Annotated in this window: 24 protein-coding genes; 12 read left to right on the top strand and 12 right to left on the bottom strand. The window is 39.6% G+C overall.

Annotated features, from left to right (window positions below; translation table 11 throughout):
• Positions 1–114: 114 nt before the first annotated feature.
• The 3 genes from WQ57_RS26385 (at position 115) to WQ57_RS23165 (ending at position 2701) form a co-directional block, all read left to right on the top strand.
• A protein-coding gene (locus WQ57_RS26385; protein WP_156183196.1) for an IS3 family transposase occupies positions 115–1445 on the top strand; the annotation gives its coding sequence in 2 pieces (ribosomal slippage) (positions 115–502 and positions 502–1445; 1332 coding nt in all).
• A 282-nt stretch (positions 1446–1727) separates the two neighbouring features.
• Entirely contained in the window at positions 1728–2129 is a 402-nt protein-coding gene (locus tag WQ57_RS23170) for a hypothetical protein (RefSeq protein WP_156183211.1), read from the top strand.
• 143 nt (positions 2130–2272) lie between these two features.
• Positions 2273–2701: a VOC family protein gene (locus WQ57_RS23165; RefSeq protein WP_046526009.1), complete on the top strand. Its 429-nt coding sequence runs from the start codon at positions 2273–2275 to the stop codon at positions 2699–2701.
• A gap of 383 nt (positions 2702–3084) precedes the next feature.
• Here WQ57_RS23165 and WQ57_RS23160 read toward each other — a convergent pair whose 3' ends face one another.
• The 6 genes from WQ57_RS23160 to WQ57_RS23135 all read right to left on the bottom strand — a co-directional run bounded on the left by WQ57_RS23160 (position 3085) and on the right by WQ57_RS23135 (position 7969).
• Positions 3085–3768: an NAD(P)H-dependent oxidoreductase gene (locus WQ57_RS23160; protein WP_046526008.1), complete on the bottom strand. Its 684-nt coding sequence runs from the start codon at positions 3766–3768 to the stop codon at positions 3085–3087.
• Between the two features lie 355 nt (positions 3769–4123).
• Complete coding sequence (mnmA, locus tag WQ57_RS23155) at positions 4124–5239, bottom strand: tRNA 2-thiouridine(34) synthase MnmA (RefSeq protein ID WP_046526007.1); 1116 nt, start codon at positions 5237–5239, stop codon at positions 4124–4126.
• A gap of 60 nt (positions 5240–5299) precedes the next feature.
• A complete protein-coding gene (gene hslO / locus WQ57_RS23150; RefSeq protein WP_046526006.1) occupies positions 5300–6187 on the bottom strand; it encodes an Hsp33 family molecular chaperone HslO in 888 nt (295 codons plus the stop codon).
• Positions 6188–6217: 30 nt separating this feature from the next.
• Complete coding sequence (locus WQ57_RS23145) at positions 6218–6436, bottom strand: DUF896 domain-containing protein (RefSeq protein ID WP_046526005.1); 219 nt, start codon at positions 6434–6436, stop codon at positions 6218–6220.
• Positions 6437–6582: 146 nt separating this feature from the next.
• On the bottom strand, positions 6583–7527 hold the full coding sequence (locus WQ57_RS23140) for an LLM class oxidoreductase (RefSeq protein ID WP_046526004.1): 945 nt from the start codon (positions 7525–7527) through the stop codon (positions 6583–6585).
• 196 nt (positions 7528–7723) lie between these two features.
• Positions 7724–7969: an MDR/zinc-dependent alcohol dehydrogenase-like family protein gene (locus tag WQ57_RS23135; RefSeq protein WP_046526003.1), complete on the bottom strand. Its 246-nt coding sequence runs from the start codon at positions 7967–7969 to the stop codon at positions 7724–7726.
• Positions 7970–8332: 363 nt separating this feature from the next.
• Between WQ57_RS23135 and WQ57_RS23130 the strand changes: the two genes are divergently transcribed.
• From WQ57_RS23130 to WQ57_RS23120, 3 genes are all read left to right on the top strand, one after another.
• Complete coding sequence (locus tag WQ57_RS23130; RefSeq protein ID WP_046526002.1) at positions 8333–8917, top strand: TetR/AcrR family transcriptional regulator; 585 nt, start codon at positions 8333–8335, stop codon at positions 8915–8917.
• Between the two features lie 413 nt (positions 8918–9330).
• On the top strand, positions 9331–9783 hold the full coding sequence (locus WQ57_RS23125) for an NAD(P)-binding protein (protein ID WP_046526001.1): 453 nt from the start codon (positions 9331–9333) through the stop codon (positions 9781–9783).
• Positions 9784–9881: 98 nt separating this feature from the next.
• Positions 9882–10571, top strand: a complete 690-nt coding sequence (locus WQ57_RS23120; RefSeq protein ID WP_156183207.1) for an FAD-dependent monooxygenase — start codon at positions 9882–9884, stop codon at positions 10569–10571.
• 219 nt (positions 10572–10790) lie between these two features.
• Here WQ57_RS23120 and WQ57_RS23115 read toward each other — a convergent pair whose 3' ends face one another.
• The gene (locus tag WQ57_RS23115) at positions 10791–11381 is read right to left on the bottom strand and encodes a TetR/AcrR family transcriptional regulator (RefSeq protein ID WP_046525999.1); all 591 of its coding nucleotides are present in this window, start codon (positions 11379–11381) and stop codon (positions 10791–10793) included.
• 166 nt (positions 11382–11547) lie between these two features.
• On the opposite strand from WQ57_RS23115, the gene WQ57_RS23110 reads away from it, so the two are divergent.
• The 3 genes from WQ57_RS23110 to WQ57_RS23100 all read left to right on the top strand — a co-directional run bounded on the left by WQ57_RS23110 (position 11548) and on the right by WQ57_RS23100 (position 13939).
• Positions 11548–12489: a zinc-binding dehydrogenase gene (locus tag WQ57_RS23110; RefSeq protein WP_046525998.1), complete on the top strand. Its 942-nt coding sequence runs from the start codon at positions 11548–11550 to the stop codon at positions 12487–12489.
• Positions 12490–12659: 170 nt separating this feature from the next.
• A complete protein-coding gene (locus tag WQ57_RS23105) occupies positions 12660–12881 on the top strand; it encodes a hypothetical protein (protein WP_241481616.1) in 222 nt (73 codons plus the stop codon).
• Between the two features lie 440 nt (positions 12882–13321).
• A complete protein-coding gene (locus tag WQ57_RS23100; RefSeq protein ID WP_046525997.1) occupies positions 13322–13939 on the top strand; it encodes a tyrosine-type recombinase/integrase in 618 nt (205 codons plus the stop codon).
• Positions 13940–15631: 1692 nt separating this feature from the next.
• On the opposite strand, the gene WQ57_RS23095 is transcribed toward WQ57_RS23100, so the two are convergent.
• The 4 genes from WQ57_RS23095 to WQ57_RS23080 all read right to left on the bottom strand — a co-directional run bounded on the left by WQ57_RS23095 (position 15632) and on the right by WQ57_RS23080 (position 19803).
• The gene (locus WQ57_RS23095) at positions 15632–16543 is read right to left on the bottom strand and encodes an MBL fold metallo-hydrolase (protein ID WP_046525996.1); all 912 of its coding nucleotides are present in this window, start codon (positions 16541–16543) and stop codon (positions 15632–15634) included.
• Positions 16544–16615: 72 nt separating this feature from the next.
• Positions 16616–17020: a YidH family protein gene (locus tag WQ57_RS23090; RefSeq protein ID WP_046525995.1), complete on the bottom strand. Its 405-nt coding sequence runs from the start codon at positions 17018–17020 to the stop codon at positions 16616–16618.
• 154 nt (positions 17021–17174) lie between these two features.
• Positions 17175–18545 carry an aldehyde dehydrogenase gene (locus WQ57_RS23085; RefSeq protein ID WP_046525994.1) on the bottom strand — a complete coding sequence of 457 codons (1371 nt, stop codon included), beginning with the start codon at positions 18543–18545 and terminating at the stop codon, positions 17175–17177.
• 58 nt (positions 18546–18603) lie between these two features.
• Positions 18604–19803 (bottom strand): iron-containing alcohol dehydrogenase, encoded by a 1200-nt coding sequence (locus WQ57_RS23080; RefSeq protein WP_046525993.1) that lies wholly within the window; start codon positions 19801–19803, stop codon positions 18604–18606.
• A 106-nt stretch (positions 19804–19909) separates the two neighbouring features.
• Between WQ57_RS23080 and WQ57_RS23075 the strand changes: the two genes are divergently transcribed.
• Together WQ57_RS23075 and WQ57_RS23070 are read left to right on the top strand one after the other, a co-directional pair.
• The gene (locus WQ57_RS23075) at positions 19910–20725 is read left to right on the top strand and encodes an STAS domain-containing protein (RefSeq protein ID WP_046525992.1); all 816 of its coding nucleotides are present in this window, start codon (positions 19910–19912) and stop codon (positions 20723–20725) included.
• A gap of 124 nt (positions 20726–20849) precedes the next feature.
• Positions 20850–21944, top strand: a complete 1095-nt coding sequence (locus WQ57_RS23070; protein ID WP_046525991.1) for an AI-2E family transporter — start codon at positions 20850–20852, stop codon at positions 21942–21944.
• Positions 21945–21995: 51 nt separating this feature from the next.
• Here WQ57_RS23070 and cls read toward each other — a convergent pair whose 3' ends face one another.
• Positions 21996–23444, bottom strand: a complete 1449-nt coding sequence (cls, locus tag WQ57_RS23065; RefSeq protein ID WP_046525990.1) for a cardiolipin synthase — start codon at positions 23442–23444, stop codon at positions 21996–21998.
• 165 nt (positions 23445–23609) lie between these two features.
• On the opposite strand from cls, the gene WQ57_RS23060 reads away from it, so the two are divergent.
• Entirely contained in the window at positions 23610–24560 is a 951-nt protein-coding gene (locus WQ57_RS23060; RefSeq protein WP_046525989.1) for a siderophore ABC transporter substrate-binding protein, read from the top strand.
• Positions 24561–24648 lie beyond the last annotated feature (88 nt).

The raw sequence follows: 24648 nt of genomic DNA, 5'->3' as shown, positions 1-24648 counted from the left end.
TGAACTATACCCCGAATAATGGACGCTTTGAAAAAGCCCGTTATTCGGGTTTTTTGTGTCTATAATGACCTAGCCCGTTTATAATCAAATCAGGGATATAGACGGAGGAACGAAATGAGTAAAATAATATTCAATGAACATCAAATGAAACTGTTGGAGAACAATGAGAATGTTGACCATGTTTCTGAAAGGTCAATTGCTTATACACCAGCGTTCAAAATTAAGGCCGTTAAAGAAAACCTTGAAGGGAAAGCTCCCTCTCAAATATTTATAGAAAACGGTTTTGAAATCGAAATAATCGGGGCGGAAAAACCTAGATCCTGCCTGAAGAGGTGGAGGAAAACTTTTAAACAATTTGGGGAAGAAGGGTTCCTTACAGAACGAAGAGGAAAAGGAAGTACTGGGAGGCCTACCTCAGAGGAGGTCTCAGTTGAAGACAATCTAAGGAAAGCTGAAGCTCGTATTAAGTATTTGGAGGCTGAACTTGAATTCCTAAAAAAGTTAGACGAACTCGAAAGGCAGGCATCAAAGAAGAGAAAGTAACGAAATCAGAGAAATTCACGCTTATCGAACAAATCATTCGTAAATATCGGATTCCACGGATGGTTACCTACTTATGTAAGATGGCTGGTGTAAGTAGAAGTGGTTATTACACCTGGATTAAGGCTGACCACAAGAGGGCTGAGAGGCTAGAAAATGATTGGAAGGATTATGAGTTAATCAAGGAAATCTTTGATTATAAGAAAGGGAGAGCCGGAACCCTTGTAATTAAGATGATTCTAGAGAACGATAAAAATGTAATAATGAATCATAAGAAGATCCGCCGGATTATGAGGAAATTCAACCTCGTAACGAAAATCAGGCAGATGAATCCCTATAGGAAAATGGCAAAGGCCAATCAGGAACACAAGGCTCTTCCAAACATACTCAATAGAGAGTTCGGACAGGATGTACCCGGCAAAGTATACCTTACAGACATCACCTATGTTTACTACGGATCCGGGCGTCCGGCTTACCTTTCATGTGTCAAAGACGTATCCACAAGGGAAATCGTCGCTTATCACCTGTCCACCAATCTTAAGATGGACATTGTTTATCATACACTGAAGAAACTAGGTCAATCTTTTAAGGGAATGGTCCATCCTGGTGCCATCCTCCATTCCGATCAGGGCTTTCATTACACGCACCCTGAATTTCAGAAAAGGGTTAAGAAAATGAAGCTTATCCAGTCTATGTCCCGTAAGGGAAATTGTTGGGATAATGCTCCAATGGAATCCTTCTTTGGGCATTTTAAGGATGAAGTTGACTATGCGGAGTGCCAAACATTCAATGAGCTTAAAAGAATCATTGGAGGTTACATTGAGGAATACAATAACGAGCGTTATCAATGGACTCTAAATAAGATGACCCCGGCACAGTACCGGAGTCATCTGTTAGCTGCATAAAATTCTTACAGGTGCTTTTTTAAACCGTCCACTTTATAGGGCATAGTTCACCCTTCGGAACAAGGGTTCTTTAATAAAAGACTGCTTCTTCGGAAGTGGTCTTTTTTATGTTTATCACCTGTAGCTAACATTCTTATTGGACTGCTTCATCGAATATTTCAGCCACTTCGTTATCTTCATTAGGAACGAGGTGGGGGTAAAGGAAATTGAACTTTGATCTTTATCAAGGTTATCCTAAAGACGAATTACTTTAATGACGCGATTGATGAAAGGGACTTTTCAATGACAGCTCATTATTTTATTGCTACATTAAAACCTATTCCTGAATATCACTCAAGTGAAAATAGTTATCCATTTTTAAATGGTGAAGCATATAAGGAAAGTTTGCCGTTAACCCTCCCTTATGTTTATGAACTTGGAGGAGAAGACATCGAATTTATTACCTTTTTGGATTCAATTATGGATATAGGGGACGTTGTAGAACTATATATATTTGAAGAAGGACGACACGGTTATTCCTTATCGCATAATTATCCAGAAGAGGCCAGAACGATCAATCTCTTTAAAAAAACTTACAAAGACCAGTACGGTGAATATCAATTAGACTCAAAGAAATGGAAAGAAGAGCTTTCTAGACGCACTATTGCATCAAAGCGAAGCGTTACCACATTCGTCAAATATTAGTGACCTACTGCTCTCAGAGTTGCTATTGAAGCAACTTGTGCGTTGATACAGGAAGGAGTCAACGCTTTTTTTGTTGAATTCCTTATTGAACAAACAGGGCAGGTTAGCACAAGAAGAATTGAATAACTGTAAAGGGGATTTCTATGCAAAAGGGATTACTACATCATATAGAGATATACGTTTCAAATTTAAAGCAGACCAATGAGTTTTGGGGATGGCTTCTTAAAGAATTAGGTTATTCCTCTTTTCAGGAGTGGGAAAATGGTCATAGTTGGAAATTAGGTGATACATACATCGTTTTTGTTCAAGCAGAAGATAAGTTTTTAGACCCTCCATATCATAGATGTCGAGTAGGGCTAAATCATCTTGCATTTCACACATCATCACGTCAACAAGTAGATGAAATGACGAGAAAATTGACAGAACGAAAAGTTAAAATTCTCTACCATGATAAACATCCCTTTGCTGGGGGCGATAACCATTATGCTGTTTATTTTGAAGACCCAGATAGAATTAAAGTGGAACTGGTAGCACCTGAATGTTCATCAACTAAAGGATGCGTTGATTCATGAAGGATTAAGGCACTTTTTTGTTGAATTCCTTATTAAACAAACGGGGCAGTTTAGTTGAAGAGTGGTGTTTTATATGTGTTCAACAATCGGGACATTTAATGGAATAAGACTTGATATTTATTTTAATAAATAAGATTGTGAAGTAAAGGGGCTGGTTAGTTTAAGTACAATGTTTTATCTTTGTTTAACAATCGGGTCATTTTAGCTAAAGAACGAAAAGAACTGTAGATTAGTTTCTACAGTTCTCCAATGAATGTCTAAGGACAATAAAGTTTATACAAAAACAGACAAGAATCTTCAAGTTATACAACAGTATTAATGTTCATAAAAAAATAGCATCTGTTATTTTAAAAAAGAACTCTCTTCCGACTTGTCCGAAATCATTAATTAATCCACTGTACAATTTCCTTCATGTCTTTTCTTCCTCTAGGGAATTTAGGCTCATTTGCTGCTCGGTATCCAAATGCAACCATAGCCGATACAGCTAAATGACCATCCTCCAGTAAGTTTTCTTCCGCAAGGAGTTTTTCTACCTTATCGATATAAAACCCTTCTATTGGACAAGAGTCAATTCCAAGTAACGCTGCTACAGTCATCATATTGGCAAAGGGAAGATAGGTTTGTCTTTTAGCCCAATCCAACGCTTTTTGCTCACTTTCTAACACATTTTGTTGGTTTACTTGGAAATTTCCTATACTCTCTATCATTTGATCAGATATTTCATCTGGAACACCCAAAACATTAAGCACTTGATTTTTTACATATTCTGAGTCGTACCTTGTATCCTTGATTGTTCTTGAAAGAATGATAACGAAATGGCTCGCAGTTGGCAGATGACCTTGTGCGCCTGGAGAAATTTCTTTTAGCTTTTCTCTGAATTCTTGATTTTGGACAACGAGGAATTTCCAAGGTTCCATGCCAACTGAGCTTGGTGAAAGACGGGCTGCTTCTAAGATTACATTAAAGTCTTCGTCTGTGATTTTTTTTGTTGGATCAAAGGCTTTTATAGCACGTCTAAAATTAAACGCCTCAAGAATTTCTTGTCTTTTTACTACTTTTTGTGTCATATTCAAACACTCCTTCTTAGTTGTTTTTAGGTAAGCTAGCCTTTATTAGCATTCCATCGATAAGAAAAAATAGTATGATTATCTTTCCCTTATTTTTGAAGAGCTTGACCTATTCATCCAGTTGTCAAATATTAAAAATGTAGAATCTAACATCTTTTGCTTAAACAACAGATGTTGTATATTTGATTCTAAAATAGAATTCATTTATTCTCAACCATCAGTTTTGGCGTTTTATTGCTTAAACAACAAATAAGGAAAAATGTTGTTTTTGTCTAGTAAGAGGGGTATAAATATCCATTAATAGACTTCTTTAAAAGCCGGTTTCTAATTTTAAAACCGGCTAACTTGCTTCTTCCTATCCTACATACACTAATTGTTTGTCGTCACGATACACTTGGTTAATTGTTCCTCCACCTAGGCATTCTTCTCCTTGATAGAAGACAACTGCTTGTCCAGGCGTTATGGCACGAATCGGCTCATGGAAAGTGACTTTAACTTTGGAATCATCCAACAGTTCTACCGTAACTTTATTGTCTGGTTGGCGGTAGCGAAATTTTGCGGTACATTCAAATGTATCATGTATAGTTCCCTTTGAAATCCAGTTTACATTATCAGCAATGATGCTGCTTGAATATAGCATTTCATGGTGGAAGCCTTGCCCAACATATAGTACATTCCTTTCAATATCCTTTCCAACAACAAACCAAGGATCGCCATTTCCTCCTATCCCCAAACCATGCCTCTGCCCGATTGTATAGTACATTAAGCCATCATGGTGTCCGACAACTTTGCCGTCGAATGTCTCCATATTCCCCTTTTGAGCAGGCAAATAACCACTTAAGAACTCTTTGAAATTTCGTTCACCAATAAAGCAAATGCCTGTGCTGTCTTTTTTAAATGCTGTTACTAAATTGGCTTCTGCTGCTAATTCCCTTACTTTTGATTTTTCCATATCTCCTAGCGGAAACAACACCTTACTTAATTGTTCCTCTGTTAATTGATTAAGGAAATACGTTTGATCCTTATTTTCATCTTTCCCTCTTAACAGGCGAACTTTCCCGTTTCCCCTGACCACTCGTGCGTAATGTCCAGTAGCCACATAATCGGCACCAAGACTCATGGCATGATCTAAAAATGCCTTGAACTTGATTTCCTTATTGCATACCACATCAGGGTTCGGCGTTCTTCCTGCTTTATATTCATCCAAAAAGTAGGTGAATACCTTGTCCCAATATTCCTTTTCAAAATTTACCGCATAATAGGGAATTCCTAGTTGATTGGAGACACGGATCACATCGTCGTAGTCTTCTGTGGCCGTACATACACCAAACTCGTCTGTATCGTCCCAATTCTTCATGAAGATTCCAATGACGTCATAGCCTTGCTCTTTTAGAAGTAGCGCTGTAACGGAAGAATCAACTCCACCTGACATTCCTACTACGACACGTGTGTCTTTTGGCGCTTTGTTCATCTGTTTCCCTCCTGTTTTTTATTATTTTGCTGCTAGTAAGGTGGAAGAATTTTATATGAATTACACTTCCTTTATACTCAATTTTAATAAGTTTTCTAAATCCTCTTTACTAAAATAGTAGCCCTCATTACAAAAGTGGCATTTTGCTTCAGCCTGTCCATCCGTATCCATCATATCTTGAATTTCTACGCTTCCTAGACTTAAAATAGCGTTCGAGATTCTATCTCTAGAGCATTCACACCGGAATTGAACTGGCATCGTTTCAAGTATGCTGATATTTTCTTCACCAAGTAATTGATTAATTATTTGTTCTGGTGTTATACCCTGCCCAATCATTGAAGAAATGGAAGGCATTGTTTGTAAACGTTTTTCAATGAAACGAATGGTCTCTTCTCCTGTGTTCGGCATCAGCTGAATAATAAAACCACCAGCAGCTTGAATCGTAAAGTCCGGGTTTATTAGTACACTTACACCCACAGCGGAGGGAACTTGTTCTGAATGCAGTAGATAAGAGGCAAAATCCTCACCGATTTCCCCTGATGCAATGGGAACCTGGCCAATGAACGGGTGAGTTAAGCCAATATCTTTAGTAACGGAAAGGGTTCCCTTTGTGCCCACTGCTGATTTAATATCAAGTAATTCCTGCTGATTCTGCCCTGGATGTGCATGGGGATTTGAAACATACCCTCTCACTCCACCATTGGCATCTGCATCAACTAGGATGGTACCAATTGAACCACCACCATTTATTTTTATGGTTAGTTTCTCTTCGCCTTTTAGCATGGCACCAAGTATGACTCCTGCTGTCATAGAACGCCCTATTACCACAGATGCAATCGGCAGCATATCATGGCGGCGTCTTGCTTCTTCTATTGTTTTAGTTGTTATAGCAGCATATACACGCACTTGTTTATCATGAGCAATTGCTTTTACTAAATAATCTTTCACTCTATTCACCTATTTCTTTTATATATGAACTTATTCTATTGTTTTCAAGTTGCGGACTTTTTCAGGGGTCACATCATTTCCAAGTGGATCGAGGACAGTTATCCCTGAAACGGTGTTGAGCACTTGCCCGCGAATTTCACGAAGGTAATCTTCCCGTAACGCTTGCTGCTCTACTTTTTCAGCACTGGTTAATCCTTTTTCACGTTGTTTTCTTGCCAGTTCATTAATACGACCTAAACTTTGAATCATCTTTTCACCTTCTTACTCATAATTGATTTCATTCCCAGTATTGGTGACAGTTATAATTGGATGAAGAAGTTGACAAACCTCCATCTTTATCACACCTGGGTGCTCGGCGACCCACTCTTTATCTTTTGCGTATTTGTATTCACTTGTTAAAATGCCGGAAAATAAGGAACGACTTCTTCCGCCAATTCTTGTATGATCTCATCAGCAGGACGCCGGGCATTTTTGAGGCCTATCATCACATGGTTCACGCCGGCTTCTTGTAATGCGTTTAAAAATTCATTCAGAAATTTATGGCCACTTCGGAACCCTAAATGCATAGGCGTTGGCCCTTCACCCGGATCCGTGGATAAATCGATAACAAGACCCTGGGTAAATGGTTTAAATCCATCTGTTAATGAACGGTAATCATTAATGATTCTTTTTTGTTCGGCCGGGTTACGCGGATATCCTAACCATCCATCGCCGTTTTCCGCAATCCACCCTAGCGATTGCCCAGAAAAACCTGTTACAAATATTGGGATATCCCCTAAAACCGGCTTGGGTAGAATATCTGTTACTCCTGTTAAATTTACTCTATCTGCATGAAGCACCGGAAATGACTTTCCCCAGGCTTCCCTCATCACGTATAAAGCTTCCTGAAAAATTTCAGCTCTTTTTTCCCGGTTAACACCAAAAGCGCTAAATTCAATCGGACGATCTCCCGTTGCAAGGCCAAATAAAAGCCTTTCCCCCGAAATTTTATCCAGGGAGGCTGCTGTTTTAGCAAGGTTTAACGGATGTTGGAATGATGTTATCGCACTTGCTGTTCCTAAGGCAATCTCCTTTGTATGCGCTGCGATATGACTAAGGAATACCCAAGGATCATACATTTGTCCTGCATCCCCGAATAAAGGATCATTTAATGGAATGTCCCGCACAAACAAGGAAGCAAAATTACCCTTTTCGGCGACTTTAGCCAGCTTTATCTGCTGTTCCAAATCCATTTTTGGAACATTGCCCTGATAGGCTTCAATTGGAAAAGCCAAACCTAAAGTAAGTTTATTTTCTCGGAATGTTCTTGAATATCCACTATGTTTTTCAAATTTATTCATGTTTAACTTCTCCTTTCATTCCATTGAAGCTTGTTTAAAAAGGTATTTATAAAAATAGAATTTTCTTTCACCCTATATATTTAAGATACAAAACCCCATTTGAATGAAAATATACAAAGGGGGAAGAAGGTACGACCTTATTTTAAATCATACTTTTTGTTATAAACTACCTGCTGATGATAAGAAGACCGGTTTTTTATAGTTTAACAATTGTTCTGCCACGAACTTTTCCTTCTAAAATATCAGCTAATACTCCCGGTAGTTCTTTTAATGAGACTTCATTTACCATGTCTTCATTTAACTTTGTTGGTTTCGAATCATCCCCCAGACGATTCCAAACTTTTAAACGCTTTTCCATTGGACATTCTACCGAGTCAATGCCAAGCCAATTGACACCTCTTATAATATGAAGAAAAATTGTATCTTCAACCTTCTTTAACATACCTTTAGGCTTCTTCACAAAGGGATCCAATACCTCAATAAATAAACTCGCTTCTTATTTGTATATACAAATGATAGGTGAAAAAAAAAGTTAGAAGTTCTCTCTTTATTAGCATTCCATCAATAAGAAAAAAATCGTACGATGATATTTTTCTTATTTTTGAAGAGCTTGACCTATCCATCCAGTTGTCAAATATTAAAAATGTAGAATCTAACACCTAACACCTTTTGTTTAAACAACGGATGTTGTATACTTGATTCTAAAATAGACTTCATTTATTCTCAATCATCAGTTTTGGCGTTTTATTGCTTAAGCAACAAATAAAGAAAAATGTTGTTTATGTCTAGAAAGAGGGGTATAAATATGCAAGATACGAAAGTAGATCCTCGTATTACTCGAACAAGAAGACTATTAATGGATGCCTTTTTAAAGCTAACTATTAAAAAAGATTTCAAGGATATTACGATAAAGGACATTACAGATGAAGCAACCGTTAATCGTGCTACTTTTTATTCTCATTTTCAAGATAAATACGACTTAATGGATGCTGCCATTACAGAAGATATATTAGAGAACATTGTGGATAACTTGAGCCATTATAATGAGTTAAATGAAGAGTCTATTGTAAAAATCTTTGTTACATTAACTCAGTTTCATACAAACTTAACTACACAATTAAACACACAATGTAGAAGGAGTTATGCATCTTTGAGTTCAATAATTGAACCAAAAGTAAAAAAAGAATTGGAAAAAGTATTATATTCTCTCCTTTTAAAACAACAGTCTAAGCTAGATTCGGAAGCCTTAAAAATTGGTGCCGCTGTGTTAAGTTGGGGAATATACGGAGCCTCAGTGGATTGGAAACATAATAGTTCGTTATCAGTAGGACAATATATTAAAATTGCCTTACCTTTTATAGTGACGGAAATAAATCATTTTAAAGGATGATTATTGACCATGTATTTTTTCACAATTTCCGTTTATCTTAGTAAGCGTTACTAAACAATCGGACGCGATTATTGAATAAGCTCTTTATTCTACTTCAACTAACTCTGCCATACTTTAAGAGGGAAGTATGGCAATTCTTATTGAAGTAACGGGGCAGCATCCCTGTTATAAGTTTGTGAAAAAATGTACTTAAACTATCGGGTGCGTTAGTTCAATGAAATAATACAAAAAGGGCTAGGGTTAAAATAACTCTAAGCCTTTTTGCGTATAGTTTCTTTTTATGCGAAACTTGGATTTGTTAACCAAGGGTATGTCTTCTGAATCAAAAGTAATGTAGGAATCAACATTTTATTTGTTACTATACATATAAGTAAATATAAACCCTGTTACTATTCTAAAAGGGAGAGATGTCTTTGCATATTGGAATTATTGGTGCAGGAATTGGTGGGTTAACATTAGCTCAGGCACTTTATGGTAAGAACATAAAGGTTACCGTTTATGATTGTGATTCATCACCTTTAAACACCGGAGGATATAGATTACACATCAGTGAACAAGCCCTTAATTCCATTCGTAAAGTCCTGCCAAGTCACTTTTACCACGCTCTACGCTCGAGTGGAACAGGTCGAGAAACATCCCAGCATTTTTCTATTATTGACCATAAGGGGAAAACGAAATTAAAGTTCCTGGCAACAGCAGAAGATGAAGATCTACTTATGATTGGTAGGAAACCGTTGAGGAAGATATTAGCTGAAGGATTGGAAACGGTTTTACGGTGGGGAATTGAATTCTCTCATTATGAAGAGGTGGATTCGGGTGTAATCATCCATTTTCAAATGGTCAAAGTGAGAAAGTTGACTTCTTAGTTGGTGCAGATGGTGTTCACTCTAAGGTAGCAAGTCAGTTGCTAGGAAGGAAGGGAGCAAAATCGGCCGGAGTATCGGCAATCGCAGGAAAGACATTATTGACAGATTATCTACGAACAACAATCTTTAATGATTTGCTGCAAGGACCGGCTTTTGCCCTTGGACCAGATGGTGTAAGTATGTTTATCTCAGTACATGACCCTTTAACCATTAAAAATCTTGAATCTGATCCATTAATAAAGTCTATAACTGTAAAGGAAGATCCCTATATTATCTGGTCTGTTGCTGCATCGGATAATGCGTTCCATTCAAACCTAAAAAAATTGAACTCTAGCAGGTTGATGGATGAGGCGTCTAGGTTAATTAATGGTTGGGACCAAGGTTTTGGTCAAATAGTGGGTGGCTCTTTAAAGGATTCTACCTCACAATTTCACTTCTGGTTTCCTAACAGTTTGGAGCCTTGGTATAACGATAGAATAACACTCATTGGCGATGCTATTCACCCAATGCCTCCGACTGGTGGTCTAGGTGCCAGTACGGCCATAATTGATGCTGTCAATTTAGCGGAACACCTAGAACAAGAGAAAAATCCATCCACTGCTTTTTCTAAATATCAATCATTAATGCTTGATTACGCACCGGGCTTTGTCGATGAAGCGAGGCGGCCACTCCTTTGGCAAAAGAGGTTTTCAAATAATTTTATTCGAAAGTTAGCCATGTCTCTTTTCTTACCTAGTGTAAACACGCTTATTCAGGTTAGAAATCGATTAAAAAAAGGTAGGTTTTGAAAAAGAAACTATGTCTTATGAGGCGACTGCAGTTATTGCAGTCTCTGAAATTTTTATTAGTCTTGTAAAGAAATGTACTTAAAGTAAAGGTTGCGATTCTTCAACAATGAGGAATCGCTATTTCTTATTCAAGTAAAGGGGCAGTTTAGTTTAACAAGTTTTACGGAAATCCCAAACTACGAAATAACCTTTCTTGTAGTTTGGGATTTTATAATTATCTCATGGCAGTTTTTTTATTCGCTCCGGTGACATAATCATAATACTCATTGGTTGCTCTGACATATAAATTGGAGAATATTTCATGCCATCTTTTACCCATTCAATGATTAATCCTGGAATGGCATATGCTAGATAGGTAGTAAATAAGTCATGATTTATTTTAGAATCCGATACTCTAAAATCCGTTTTCCCTAATTTTTTTATAGCTAGTGTCAATTGACTTGAAAAAAAAGTTAAAAGGTGAGAGCGTACAATTGCTTTATAAAAAGTTGCATTGCGATAAACATGGTCAAACACAAGTAATGAAGTTGTTTTTACATCTTTTATACTAAAATTTTTTAATGTTTGATAAGGTTCCCGATAAGCATTTACAAAATCAGTTATTACATCATCTATTATTTCATTTAATAAGTTTTCTTTATTATCATAATGATTATAAAAAGTGACACGACTAATTCTTGCTCTTTCTACAATGCTAGTGATTGAAATGTCCTCAAACTTTTCTTCTTGCAGTAATTGTAAAAATGAATTTTTTAATAGTCTTTTTGTTTTAATAACTCTATTATCCAAATACTTATACTTTTTTAACATTGTATCCCTCCTTTGTTCATTATACTAACTTTTCTTAGCTTTCTGATATGAAGTGTTAAATTATGCTTAAATATGCTTTGAATAGCGTATCTACTATCAATATAATTTAAGTGTATTAATAATAAAAACGATTACATTTCTTTTAAAAATTAGGAGGAGATTTAACATGAAAGCTTGGCAATTCACAGAAGTTAATAAACCATTAGAGTTGATTGAAGCACCGGAACCAACTCCTGGCAAAGATGAGGTTAAGATTAAAGTGAAAGCTAGTGGGCTTTGTCATAGTGACGTAGGAGTTATAGAAGGTGTTACTACTCCGTCCCTTGGTAAAATTCCAATGATTCTTGGTCATGAAATTGCAGGAGTAATTACTGAACTTGGCGAAGGTGTTACAGACTTCGAAGTTGGAGATAGAGTAGCGGTAAGGGCAGGAGCTGATGCACCTGGTTCAGCTACAGATGGTGGGTATGCCGAATTTACAGTATCACCAAGTAAATTTGTTGTAAAAATACCTGATAATGTAGATTTTATTAGCGCAGCTTCTGCTACAGATGGTGGTATGACATCTTATCACGCTTTATCAGTTACTGGGCAAGTTAAAGAGGGAGATAAAGTAGCTATTGTTGGTTTGGGTGGACTTGGTTTGTATGGTGCTCAAATTGCCTTAGGACTTGGAGCTACTGTATATGGTGTTGATATAAAAGAAGAATCTCGTAAAGCAGCTGAACAAATGGGCGTAAAAAATTGTGTTAAAGATGTAAGAGAACTTGCTGATGAAGAGATAGATGTAGTAGTTGATTTTGTAGGATATGAAACAACTCTTTCAGGATCGATTGAAGCTGTTAGACCAAATGGACGTGTTGTGCTAATTGGACTTGGTGGATCTGAAGGGAAAATTAATATATTTAAATTTGTTACAAAGTCATTGACTATGGCTAGTTCAATTGGTGGAACTACTGATGATCTTAAGGCAGTGTTAGAGTTAATTGGAAATGGTGATGTAAAACCACTATTACATCAAATTAAATTTGATGAAATCTCTGAAGGTCTTCAGCAATTAGCTGATAATAAAGTAACTGGACGCCTAGTTGCCGTAATTGATAACTAATATACAATAAGATGCTATCTTAATAATTAAATTATAATAGTATCCCTCTAATTAGAGTTCCATTGAATGGGACTCTAATTTTTTTATCAAAAAGTAAAGAAAAGAGATGGTTTGTTTGGTTTAGTTTAGATATCGCTAATGTCTTGTGCTAACAAGGGTAATTATCCAACATGAAGATCTATGATAATAGAATGAAAAACAAGGGTGTCTTTGTGGAATTAAAAGAATTTATCACCTTACTAAATAAGTTAGAGAAAAATAGTGTTTATAATAAGCTAAATAAAGTTAGAAATGAAGCTATTATGATAGAGATAGCTGTTCCAGGGCAACGGTGGGAAATTGGGTTTTTGGAAGACGGTACAGTATATATTGAAAAATTTAATAGTGATTAAGATATGTACGATGTGAATGAATTGGAAACTCTTTTTAAGGAATTTAGTGACTAAATCTTATTGTAACGGGTGCGAATGTTGAACAAGATAGTCGTTTCTATTAGGTAAGTAGGCCAAATTATCGCTTTTATTCGCCATTACTTAGGAAGGTACATATCATTATATATACACTGGTGAAAGCCTATGAAATCTTCCTTAGAGGTGAAATTATTATGTCTGCATTATTTAAGTATTTATTTGTTGTGAAGCAAACAACTTTTCAAATTCCTAGAACAAAAATTAGAGAAAAATATCATAAAAAAAGAATTAGCAGGAGAGGAAGCTTTAAGATTAGAACTGATTTATAATATTGAAAATAGAAGGCCTAATAATATATTAAGCGAGTGTTAGGCAGTATATTCCACCTGGCAGGAAAGAATGGGCTACTGGTAGAAAGTCTTATGGATCATATCTGTTTCTTAAAGGGACAAAGTGTAAATAAACCAAAATGGAATATGGAAGAGATAAATAGCTTTTTAAAAACGGCTGAAGAGGAGAGGAGTGATCTGCTTTATTATTTTGCCCTTTCAACGGGTATTCGACTTCAGGAGCTGTTAGCGCTAACCTGGAATGATGTCGATACTGACAAGAAAAAAGTCACAATATCTAAGCAGTTGACGCTTTACAATGGGGGAGAAGGTAAAGTAATGCACCTTAGAAGTGTTTCCCACGTGTTGCCAATTTCTGAAACGTTAATGGAAAAGTTGCGGGTACACAGAGGCCAGCTTAAGGGCGAAGAAAGGGATCATAGTGACCAGTTGGGGGCGGGACTGAATCTGGTTTTTCCAAATCAGGACGGGGAGTATCAAAAACCAGGAAGGGTTCAAATGAATTTAAATAGGCTCACGATGAAAGCCAACGTACCGCGAATAAGCTTTGGGGATTTTCGCCCCATTTTTACAAACCTGTTAGTTCAAGGGGGAGCGGACCCAATTACAATTCATTATCTATTACGACACAATTCAATGGATACGACGATTCAATACCTTGACAGGCTTGCGCTCCTCGAAATATTTTAAGCAAAATAAACATTAAAGGTACAAAGAAAAAAACAATTAATGAATTTAATAATACATTATGTTTAGGAAACTGGCAGAAGGATTGTAAACACAATCCTTTTTTTCTTTTTTATTCGATTAAAGGGTTTTTTAGTCTTCGGTTGACAATGGTTCTTATTGTATTTTCACTATAAATCGATTAGCGTGTGTTTGCCCTGTTTAGGACCACAAGCTACCGAGTAATGGAGGTAATAAAAATTGCTAAATTTAAAAACAGAGGGCAAAGAAAAAAACGAAGGATTGTTTGTTACGAGGGACACCGATTCTTACACTGAGAAAGAGAACTAGAAACCAAAACATAACGTTACCGAAAGAGGCAGATGAGTTTGCTGCTAGGATTACATTGTACATGGGAGAACCCTACCGGCCAAACAGGAAAAGGGTCACGTTTTTTTTTGTGAGTATGAAACAAACTGGTTAGTGGTCGAATATTATTGAAAGTCCGGCCAATAGTTCAATACCAGAATGTATATCTGGAAATCAGTTGATTTCGTGTATTAAAGAGGAGCCGCTAGCTGCGATTACAACCCAAGATGTAAAGAAAAATTAAAAGCAACTGAACAAAGAGGAAAATCAGGATGAGACCATCTGGATTATCCATTAATTTTTATTCTCGCTGTTTCGCTCGGCGATTAAAAATGGAGACCTGTTGAAAAGTGCAACTGAATGAAATGAAGAAAAAGCCGACGGATTACTCGCACTTCCTCATCCATGGAACCATTATGAAATGAGTGGTTTCCTAGAGTTAGACGAGCGAGGTGGAAAAGACGGAAGGTATGACTTTACGATAGTGACGAGTTTTCGTGAAGCAGATGTGCCGCCTTTTCCTAGGTTCAACATCGACTTTGAGCAGAAGAAAGTGTTCCTGCTATTTAATTGAAAATTAAGGATACGGAGAGAAAACTAGAGAGGTTTAAGACAAGGTTTGGCAGTTTTACAACCTGATCAATAAAGCAATCGTCGCAATAATACCTGACATGACCTGAGGTGTACTCACTCCAGCACTGCATGTTGATTGAGGCTGTTGTCCCTCCAAAAGCCCTCCAGTACAGGTTTGGACATGAAGTCGTTGAAACAACAATGCGTTATTATGGGCACCTCTCGCTCAAAGTGTGCTAGAGGTGTAATATTTGGAACAAAAGTAAGATTGACCACATACTTACTTTTTATTAACTTCACACTTGCACAAAAATTGCACAGACTTAATTTTTGTATTTGTGCTTAATTAAACCAGATTAAGGAACCATACTTGAAAACGTTGATTTATCAAGACTTATTTAACACATTTAATTTTAATTGAACCCTATTTTTTTATGACTTCTCTTTGACAGGGTAGAGGTCGCTGGTTCGATCCCAGTCGGAATCATCAAACGCCGTCCAGAGTGCGAGAAATCAACGCTGGGCGGTATTTTTTATGTCAAGACAACTTACGGCGGCCTGCCAGAACATTTAAAAAAATTGCCACCCACTTGGCCAGGAAGGCCTAGGAGGGTTGGGCGATCTTTTTATTATTTATCAGGGGTATTGTAGCCTTCATTAACCAAGCTGGTTCATAATAAAAAAATTAGAACCACTTTCTCAAAGAGCGGGATGCCCCTAAAGGTCATTTTTCATGACCTTTAGGGGCATCCCCATTTTATTTCAGGTTCATATTCAAGGAGTAATCGCTAGACCATCTTCAGCTACGATAATCTCTCCTTGGAAATTAACGTCGGAAAATGATTTATTGACGATGTCCTTATCTTCTTTCCCCAGTCCTAGATGAGTCAAAACGACTTTCTTGGCTCCTGCATCGGCTGCCATCTTGGCTAGTGCTTCGGGAGTCGCATGGGATCCTTTTAAGCCTTCCCTCAGACTTTCAGCACTTTGTTCAGAAACAGTTGAAAAATCACTGATCATCATCCCGTCAATCACCAGAATGTCAACGCCTTTTGCAAACGGCGCAAAATCTTCGGTATAGACCAAATCCCCTGAAACGACGACACTCTGGCCATCTGCATCAAAACGGTATGCATAAGTGGGAGCGGTATGTGGAACAGGGATTGCCGTAATTTGGACGCCATCAAGTTCCAGGCTATGCTGATTTTCCGTAAAATCCGTGATATTTACGTTTGTAAGCGCCCCGTCTTTCGGAGTGCCTAAACGGGCACGGTACGACAGGTCATCTTTGAAAAAGTCAACGGTCGTATCATACAGTTTCTGGACCCCTGGGCCGGTTAGATTAAGGGATTTTCTACCGATGGATCCTTGCCACCCATCGATGAAGAAAGTCCAGAAATCTCCGTTGTGGTCAACATGTTGATGGGTAAACAGCATATTAGTAATGTTTCTGACAGGAAGACCGATGTTCCTTAGGGTACTGGTTGCACCGGCTCCGCAGTCCACCAAGAAATACTTGTCTTTAAACTGTACAAGCGTGCTTGGTGCATTGCGGCCGACTTCCGTTTTAGGACTGCCTGATCCGACCGTCACAACGCGAAAGCCATCCGGGACTTTTTGAAATAAAGAAGGTTTTTCTGGATGTAATCCGGCAGATGAAGCTTGCTTGTCTTTTTTTTCTTTCATTTCTATCAACCTTTCTTTTTTCTGCTATGTAAATATGCTACCCAAGGTCTGCCTTCTACTAAACAATCCTTCTCACTGGATGCTCTCCTCAACATGCATAAATTGGATTAAAATATAGACAATAGCAACGAGAACTACGAAAAGTAAAGCCAGTGACGCCGCTATGATGGACATATGGGAAGAATGAAAGCGTTGCGCCTGAATTTGTTTTCGTTTTCTCAAATATTGGACAGCTGCATTTATAATGACACCAAAACCAGCCACACCGGATACGATAGTAAGCAGCACAGCCAGAAAGTCAACTACCCTATGGCTTTGCCCAATGGTTAAATGGAAAGAAACGATTACAAAGCCAATCCCTGTGACGTTTATCGCGGTCCGTACCCAAGCTAAATACGTGCGTTCATTGGCCAAATGCTGCTGAGCAAACTCCAGTTGATTTTTCTCTCGTTCTTTTTTTTGATTTTCAGTGCCCATACCTATAAACCACCTAACTAAGAAATATTTCATACTTTGCTGTTTATAACCCTTGATTCCCAGTCGGAATCATCATAAAACAAAAAGAGCGCTGTATCCAAGGATACCCGCTCTTTTTGTGTTTTGGTGGAGACCTGACAATGGTCTTGTTTTATTATTTCAAAAACCTCCTGATCTTTCTCAATCCACCTTTTACATTCGGATAGCGGTATGGAATGTCGAACAGGGTTGTTTGCTTCAGGATGCTTTTCTTGTGTGAAAATGTATCAAAGCTGCCTTTCCCATGATAAGCGCCCATTCCGCTATTTCCAACTCCGCCAAACGGAAGGTACGGGGAGCCGAGATGGTAGACGGTATCATTGATGCAGCCGCCGCCGAATGAGACGCTCTGGACTATTTTCTTCTGTATAGGCTCGCTTTCGCTAAAGATGTAAAGTGCAAGCGGCTTGGGGTGATTGTCGATGCCTTCAATGGCCTCATCGAGAGTCTGATACTCAAGTACGGGAAGAATCGGTCCGAAAATTTCATCCTGCATGACAGGGTCACTCCAGGTGATATCGGTCAAAACAGTCGGCTCAATCAGAAGTTTTTCACGGTTTGTTTTGCCGCCTGTGCAGAGTGTGCCGTTATCAAGGAATGTACTGAGGCGGTCAAAGTGCTTCTCGGTGACAATCCGGGTAAAATCCGGGTTCTGGAGCGGTGCATTACTATACAATTCAGTTATTGCTTCCTTAAAAAAAGCCAAAAACTCGTTCTTTATGTCTTTTTGAAGATACAGGTAATCGGGTGCCACGCAAGTTTGGCCTGCATTTATATATTTCCCCCAGGCAATCCGTTTGGCGGCAAGCTTTAGGTTGGCGTCCCCATGGACAATGCATGGGCTTTTCCCCCCGAGCTCCAGTGTAACTGGAGTCAGGTTTTTGGCTGCCGCTTCCATGATGATTCTTCCAATCGGGACGCTGCCGGTGAAAAAGATATAATCGAATTTCTCTTCAAGCAAAGCCTGGCTAGTCTCTATCCCGCCTTGGACTACAGCGATGTAGTCCTCAGGGAAGATTTCACTAATAAGCCTGGCGAACGCTTCCGAGGTCGTGGGGGTCAGTTCAGATGGTTTAATGACCGCGCAATTTCCCGCGGCAATGGCGCCAATCAATGGAGCTGCCGCCAACTGGAATGGATAGTTCCATGGAGCAATGATCAAAACTGTTCCATAAGGCTCCGGGTAAACAAAGCTGGTTGAGCCCAGATGGGAGACAGGGGTCTTTTCCCTTTTGGGTTTCACCCAGGTATCGATATGCTTGAGGGTAAAACTTATTTCTTCGAGAACGATTCCAATCTCTGTTGTATAAGCATCGAACTCCGATTTATTTAAGTCTGCCCTTAAGGCGTCTATGAGAAGCTGCTCATTTTCCTGGATGGCTTTTCGCAGCTTCTGGAGAGCTTCGATCCGGAAAGAAACATCCTTTGTTTTCTCTGTCCGGAAAAATGTCTGTTGTTTTTGGATGAAAAGACGATAATTGTCCACATAAACCACCTCCTTTTTAATGTAGTCGTTTTTAGGAAGAAGCGCAAATGCCGAAGACTTATGCTTTGATTAAATGATATAGCTGAAACAAATCGTTTTTGTCGAGAATCTTTGGAACAGGATATAAAGGATTCGCCTCTTGGAAAGCCCTTTCTACCATGGTTGGGATATCGCAATCGGCGATGCATGGTATTTTGTCAGGAATAGAGAGGGTTTTATTAAGCTTCTTGATTTCCTCAATGAAACGGAAGGCATTTTCCTTAATGGAAAGTCCTTCAGAGGCTATACCTGCCGCCTCGGCCAGTTCCGCAAGTTCCTTATGGATGCGATCCCCATAATATTCAAGTACATAGGGGAGGATGATCGCATTTGCCTGGCCATGGGGAAAGGAATAAAATCCGCCTAGCGTATGGGCAATGGCATGTACATAGCCAACATAAGCGCGGGTGAACGCAACCCCGGCAAGATAGGCAGCTTTTTGCATATTGTCCCTGGCAGAGATATTTTGCCCATTTTGATAGGCTTCGGGGAGATTTTCAAATACGAGCTTCACAGCTTTTCTAGAGCAATCCCTTGTTTCGGCGGTGGAGCTTTTCCCAATATAGGATTCAATGGCATGCGTTAAGGCATCCATTCCGGTTGCGGCAGTAATCGCAGGCGGCAAGTTTAAAGTTAGCAGAGGGTCCAGGACCGCATGATGGGGGATGAGTGAAAAATCATTGATTGCATATTTCTCCTGTGTTTCACTGTTGGAAATGACTGCTGCAACGGTAGCTTCGCTTCCAGTTCCGGCTGTGGTAGGAACGGCAAATAATGGAGGAAGCTTTTTTCGTACCTTCAATTGTCCCTTCATTTGGGGAATGCTTTTATCCGGCCTTGCAACTCTTGCACCTAATCCTTTTGCGCAATCAAGCGGCGAGCCGCCTCCAAAGGCGATGATACCCTGGCATCTGCTTTGGTGATAAAGCTGGAGGGCTTCTTCGATGTTTTCGATAGTTGGATTAGGGATGGTTTTATCGTAAACAATGCAGTCCACCCCAGCGGTTTGCAAGCCTGCAAGCAAGGAATCCATAAGTCCCGTGGAGGTGATGCCTTGGTCAGTAACTATCAGAACACGATGAATGTCCTTATCGGCTATCAGCTTTGGCAGGCGGCTTAGACTACCAACTCCTTCCAATAGTTCAGGCTTCCTCCATGGAAGAATAGGAGCCACTACTCTGAACATCAATTGAGACGTTCTGCAATATAACTTGTACATGAAAAACTCCTCTCCATTAATATTTGTACAAACATACGAATGCCAGTAAAATAATACTATAGTTCTATTGCTCACATAATGATTCTATTAGGAGTGTAAAAGGAAAATGACCAAGATGTCCCTTGTTGCCGACCACTTTATGAAACATTCCGACCAGTTGGCTGTCGAGATTGTGGAAGATGTGATCCAGCAGATGGATTTAAAGATACCGGAATGGGAGAAGCAGCAGGCCATTCAAATGTATAAAGAATTTATGGGGTATTTGGGAAAAGACCTCATGAATAAGTTGGGAGGTGTCCCTGAAGAGCTGCTGGCATGGAGCAAGGATAATGGCGAACGGGGTGCTGCATCTGGCGGAAGAATATCAGAAATAGTGGTGCGTTATCCTCCTACAAGAAATAGCTTTTCAAACATCGTCACAAGTTTAAGCCAGGTTTACGAGCTATCTGTTGAAGAATCGGTGTTTCTGTTAAGCAGGATTAATTGGTTGCTCGACTTGAGCCTGAATGAAACGCTGTTTGCTTTCGAACGGCTTAGCGATGAAATTGAGAAGGAGACCCAAAAGGAATTGGCAGAGTTATCGGCCCCTGTAGTACCAATCAAGGAAGGCGTTGCCGTCCTCCCGCTGATAGGCTCCATGGACTCTTACCGGGCTCATCATATCCTTGAGAATGTAATTCCGAGGATTGCAGAGGAGAAAGTCAACTATCTGATTGCTGATTTTTCCGGTTTGTATAATATTGACTTGGATATTGCCCGTTACCTGTTTCAGATAGAAAATGTCCTGCGGCTTTTGGGAATCACAACAATCATCACTGGCCTCAGGCCGAAGCTGGCACAAACCGCTGTCCTTGGAGGAATTGACCTGACTTCCATTAAGACATTTGCTACTGTCAAGCAAGCCGTCGAAAACATCGACTAACACAAAAGAGGCTGCCAGTGGGTACTGGCAGCCTCTTTTTCTCTATGCTCCTGCAAGCTTGAAGAAGAAATATTTGGCGGATACTGGTATAATAACCTCATATGTCTCTAGAAAAGGTGATAAAATGACCAGGAAAAAATTTCACTATTGGACTTTGCAAATATTGATTATTGTTACAATCATTTATGTTTCAAGTAAAATATCCTTTTTGTTTGAACCGGTTGGAGTGTTCGTTTCAACCCTGTTCTTTCCAATCATTATATCGGGTTTTTTATATTTTCTTTTGAATCCTGTCGTTAATTTGCTGCAGAAATGGCGGCTGCCAAGAATTTTAGCCATCCTTGTGCTATATGTTGCGATTATCGGACTTTTGATTCTTGCCATGGGGAATTTGATTCCGGCCATTTCCGTGCAGGTGATGGAGCTGGTGGATGATCTGCCAAGGTATACCAGGGAGCTGCAGGGCTTTTTCAATACCCTTTCAAGCAACCCGTCTTTTCAGTGGGTGATGACCCAAGGGTATATTACCCAGGATGAAGTGATCCAGAGAATTACGGAGTATGTCAATACACTGCCCAATCGCCTTACAACCAGCATGTCCAATATTCTTGGCTTTGTCACCAATATTGCGATCACCATTGTCACGGTTCCATTTTTATTGTTTTTTATGTTCAAGGATGGAGACAAATTTCCAGCCGCGATTTCAAGGTTCATTCCTTTCTCCTACCGCGATGAAGCAGTGAAAACTTTAAAGGATACGGCACATACGCTGTCTTCCTATATCCAGGGACAGATTACGGTAGCTTTATTTGTCGGGACTTTGTCCTTAATCGGTTTTTTGATTATTGACTTGCGCTATGCCCTTGTGTTGGCGCTTATTGTTTCCATCACAAATATTATCCCTTATGTAGGTCCAATCCTCGGCGGGGCTCCAGCTGTGATTGTAGGTCTTTTTGATTCTCCTGCGAAAGCTGCACTGGTCCTGCTCGTCATTGTTATTGCGCAGCAGTTGGAAGGTAATTTACTCTCACCCCTTATTCTCGGAAAAACACTGGATACCCACCCGGCAACAATCATCATCCTTTTGCTGGTGGCCGGGAATCTTGCCGGCATTATTGGAATGGTGCTGGCGGTGCCGACCTATGCTGTTACAAAAACAATCGTATTGAATACTGTACGCTTCTTTAAAGCGAGGAAAGCAGCAACCATTGAGACATAATTCTTAACAAAAGGAGGCAAGCCATGGGCTGCCTCCTTTCTCAAGGTCTATTTATAATATAGGGGAAAGCAGCCTGGAGATTGATTCTTTGAAACGAATCCATTTAGAACGGTTCTGATAATGTTCCCAAGTCAATATTCTTGATAATTTAATATCTTCCTCAAAAGCCCCGTTCAATTTCTCCGCGATATTGGCATCGTATATGAAGGCATTTATCTCAAAATTCAGGTTCAAGCTTCGGATATCGAAATTGGCTGTGCCGACAGAACTGATCTGGTTATCGACCACGATGCTTTTGGCATGGATGAAGCCGTTGTCGTAGATATATACATGTGCACCAGCTTTTAACAATTCTCCGATATAAGATAAGGTGGCCCAATAGACGAATATATGGTCTGGTTTATTTGGGATCATGATTTTAACATCGACCCCCGACAGGCAGGCGATCCTGATTGTATCCAGGAGGCTGGCGTCCGGTATAAAATAGGGTGTTTGAATATAAATGGATTTTTTGGCTAACGAAATCATTTTGATATAGCCATTTTTAATTTGGGACCATTCGGAATCCGGACCGCTGGTCACAATCTGCAACCCTATTTTTCCTTCTCTATCGGGTTTGGGAAAGAGCACAGGGTCATACTCGATATCGTTGCTGTAGGATGCCTGGTTCCAATCGAGAATAAACCTTGTTTGGATCGCATGGACGGAATTGCCTTGAATCCGCAGATGGGTATCCCGCCAGTAACCAAACCGGGGGTTCAGCCCAAGATATTCATCGCCAATGTTAAAGCCGCCGATATAGCCAACCTTTCCATCGATAATGACAATCTTTCGGTGGTTGCGGTAATTCAGCCTCAAATTGATCAGTGGCAGCCTTGAAGGGAAAAAGACTTCCACTTCTCCGCCGGATTCCCGCAATTTGGTGAAAAAGCGCCGTGTCAAGCCGCGCGATCCCAATTCGTCATAGAGGACCCTGACCTTTACTCCTGCTTTGGCCTTTTCAATAAGTGCATCGCGGATCCTCTTTCCTAATGCATCTCTTTTAATAATATAATATTGCAGATGGATATGATGTTGAGCCTTTTTAATATCATCAAGGAGCGATTCGAACTTTTGGTGGCCGTCTGTATATATTTCGACAATATTATCCTGTGTCAATGGGGCTTCGTTGCCAAGCAAGTGCATGTAGATGAGTTCTTGGCTTGCCTGCTCGTGTTCATCGGAGAATTCGAACGTTCCAGAGCGCATTTCATCCAGCTGACGTTCAATCGTCTGCTCAATTCCAATCTTCTGCTTGTCTTCCCAGGTGAAAAGGCGGGAACGGCTTAGGTTTTGGCCAAGCAGAAGGTACATAATAAATCCCAGCACCGGAATAAGGATCAATACCAGCAGCCAAGCCCACGTAGAGCTCACATCGCGCCTTTCGCGAAAAATGACTACGATGGCGAAGAGGATATTAAGCACTAAAATCAAACTTAATAAAAACGAGGTAATACTCATAATTTTCCTTTCCGAATAGGTAATATATAAATATTATACCGAAAGGCACTAAATATTTCATAAAAGGGAGAAGAAGCTCTCGACACATTTCACAAATTCGCCATTGACAAATGACATTGAAAATCATTATCATTTAATTATAAGAAAATTCACGAGGTGAACAGGATGAATAAAAAACTAGCACTATTTTTCCTTATAGTTACAATGGCTATACTAACAGCTGCTTGCGGGAATGACTCGACAACCGCCGATGCAGGTGATGAAGCATCAAAGGAAGAGACTGTAACGATTAAGCACCAGCTCGGAGAAACAACAGTACCCAAGAATCCGGAGAAAGTCGTCGTATTCGACTATGGAGTCCTCGATTCACTGGATAAGCTTGGAGTGGAAGTTACCGCATTGCCTCAAGCGACACTGCCTAAATATCTCGAAAAATATAAAGATTCCAAATACCAAAATGCAGGCGGGTTAAAAGAGCCTGATTTTGAAGGCATTAATGAGATCGGCCCGGATTTGATCATTATTTCCGGAAGACAGCAGGATTCCTATGAAGAGTTAAACGAGATTGCGCCTACTTTATATATGGGACTGGATGACTCGAGGTATATGGAATCTTACAAAGAGAATGCCAAAACACTTGGAGAGATTTTCGGCAAGGAAGCAGAAGTTGAAGCAGAAGTTGCAGAAGTAGAAAAGGCGATCGAAAGCCTGCATGCCAAGGCAACGGCAGCAGACAAAAATGCATTGATTGTCCTTGCGAATGAAGGGAACCTGAGCGCCTATGGACCGGGTTCCAGATTCGGCCTCCTTCATGACGTGTTTGGCCTCAAGGCCGCAGATGAAAATATTGAAGTTTCTACACATGGCCAAAATGTTTCATTTGAGTACCTATTGGAAAAAGACCCGGATTATTTGTTTGTTGTTGATCGGGGAGCAGTTGTTGAAGGCGGTCAGCCATCGGCAAAGTCAATTGTTGAAAACAAGCTGGTCAAGAATACGAAAGCCGTTAAGAACGGAAATGTTGTTTATCTCAATGCAGACTATTGGTACCTTTCAGGCGGAGGCCTTACCTCTGTGGCTGAAATGGTCAAAGAAGTAGAAGCTGCCTTAAAGTGAATAAAAAAGGTTCGTGCCTGCAAACCGGTGCGAACCTTTTTTGAACTATCAGAATCCAGTTTCGCAGCATACTCTGCAGAGCAGTTGG

The sequence above is a fragment of the Mesobacillus campisalis genome, assembly GCF_000986785.1.
Taxonomy (GTDB): domain Bacteria; phylum Bacillota; class Bacilli; order Bacillales; family Cytobacillaceae; genus Mesobacillus_B; species Mesobacillus_B campisalis.
This window is presented reverse-complemented; position numbering and strand designations above follow the sequence as displayed.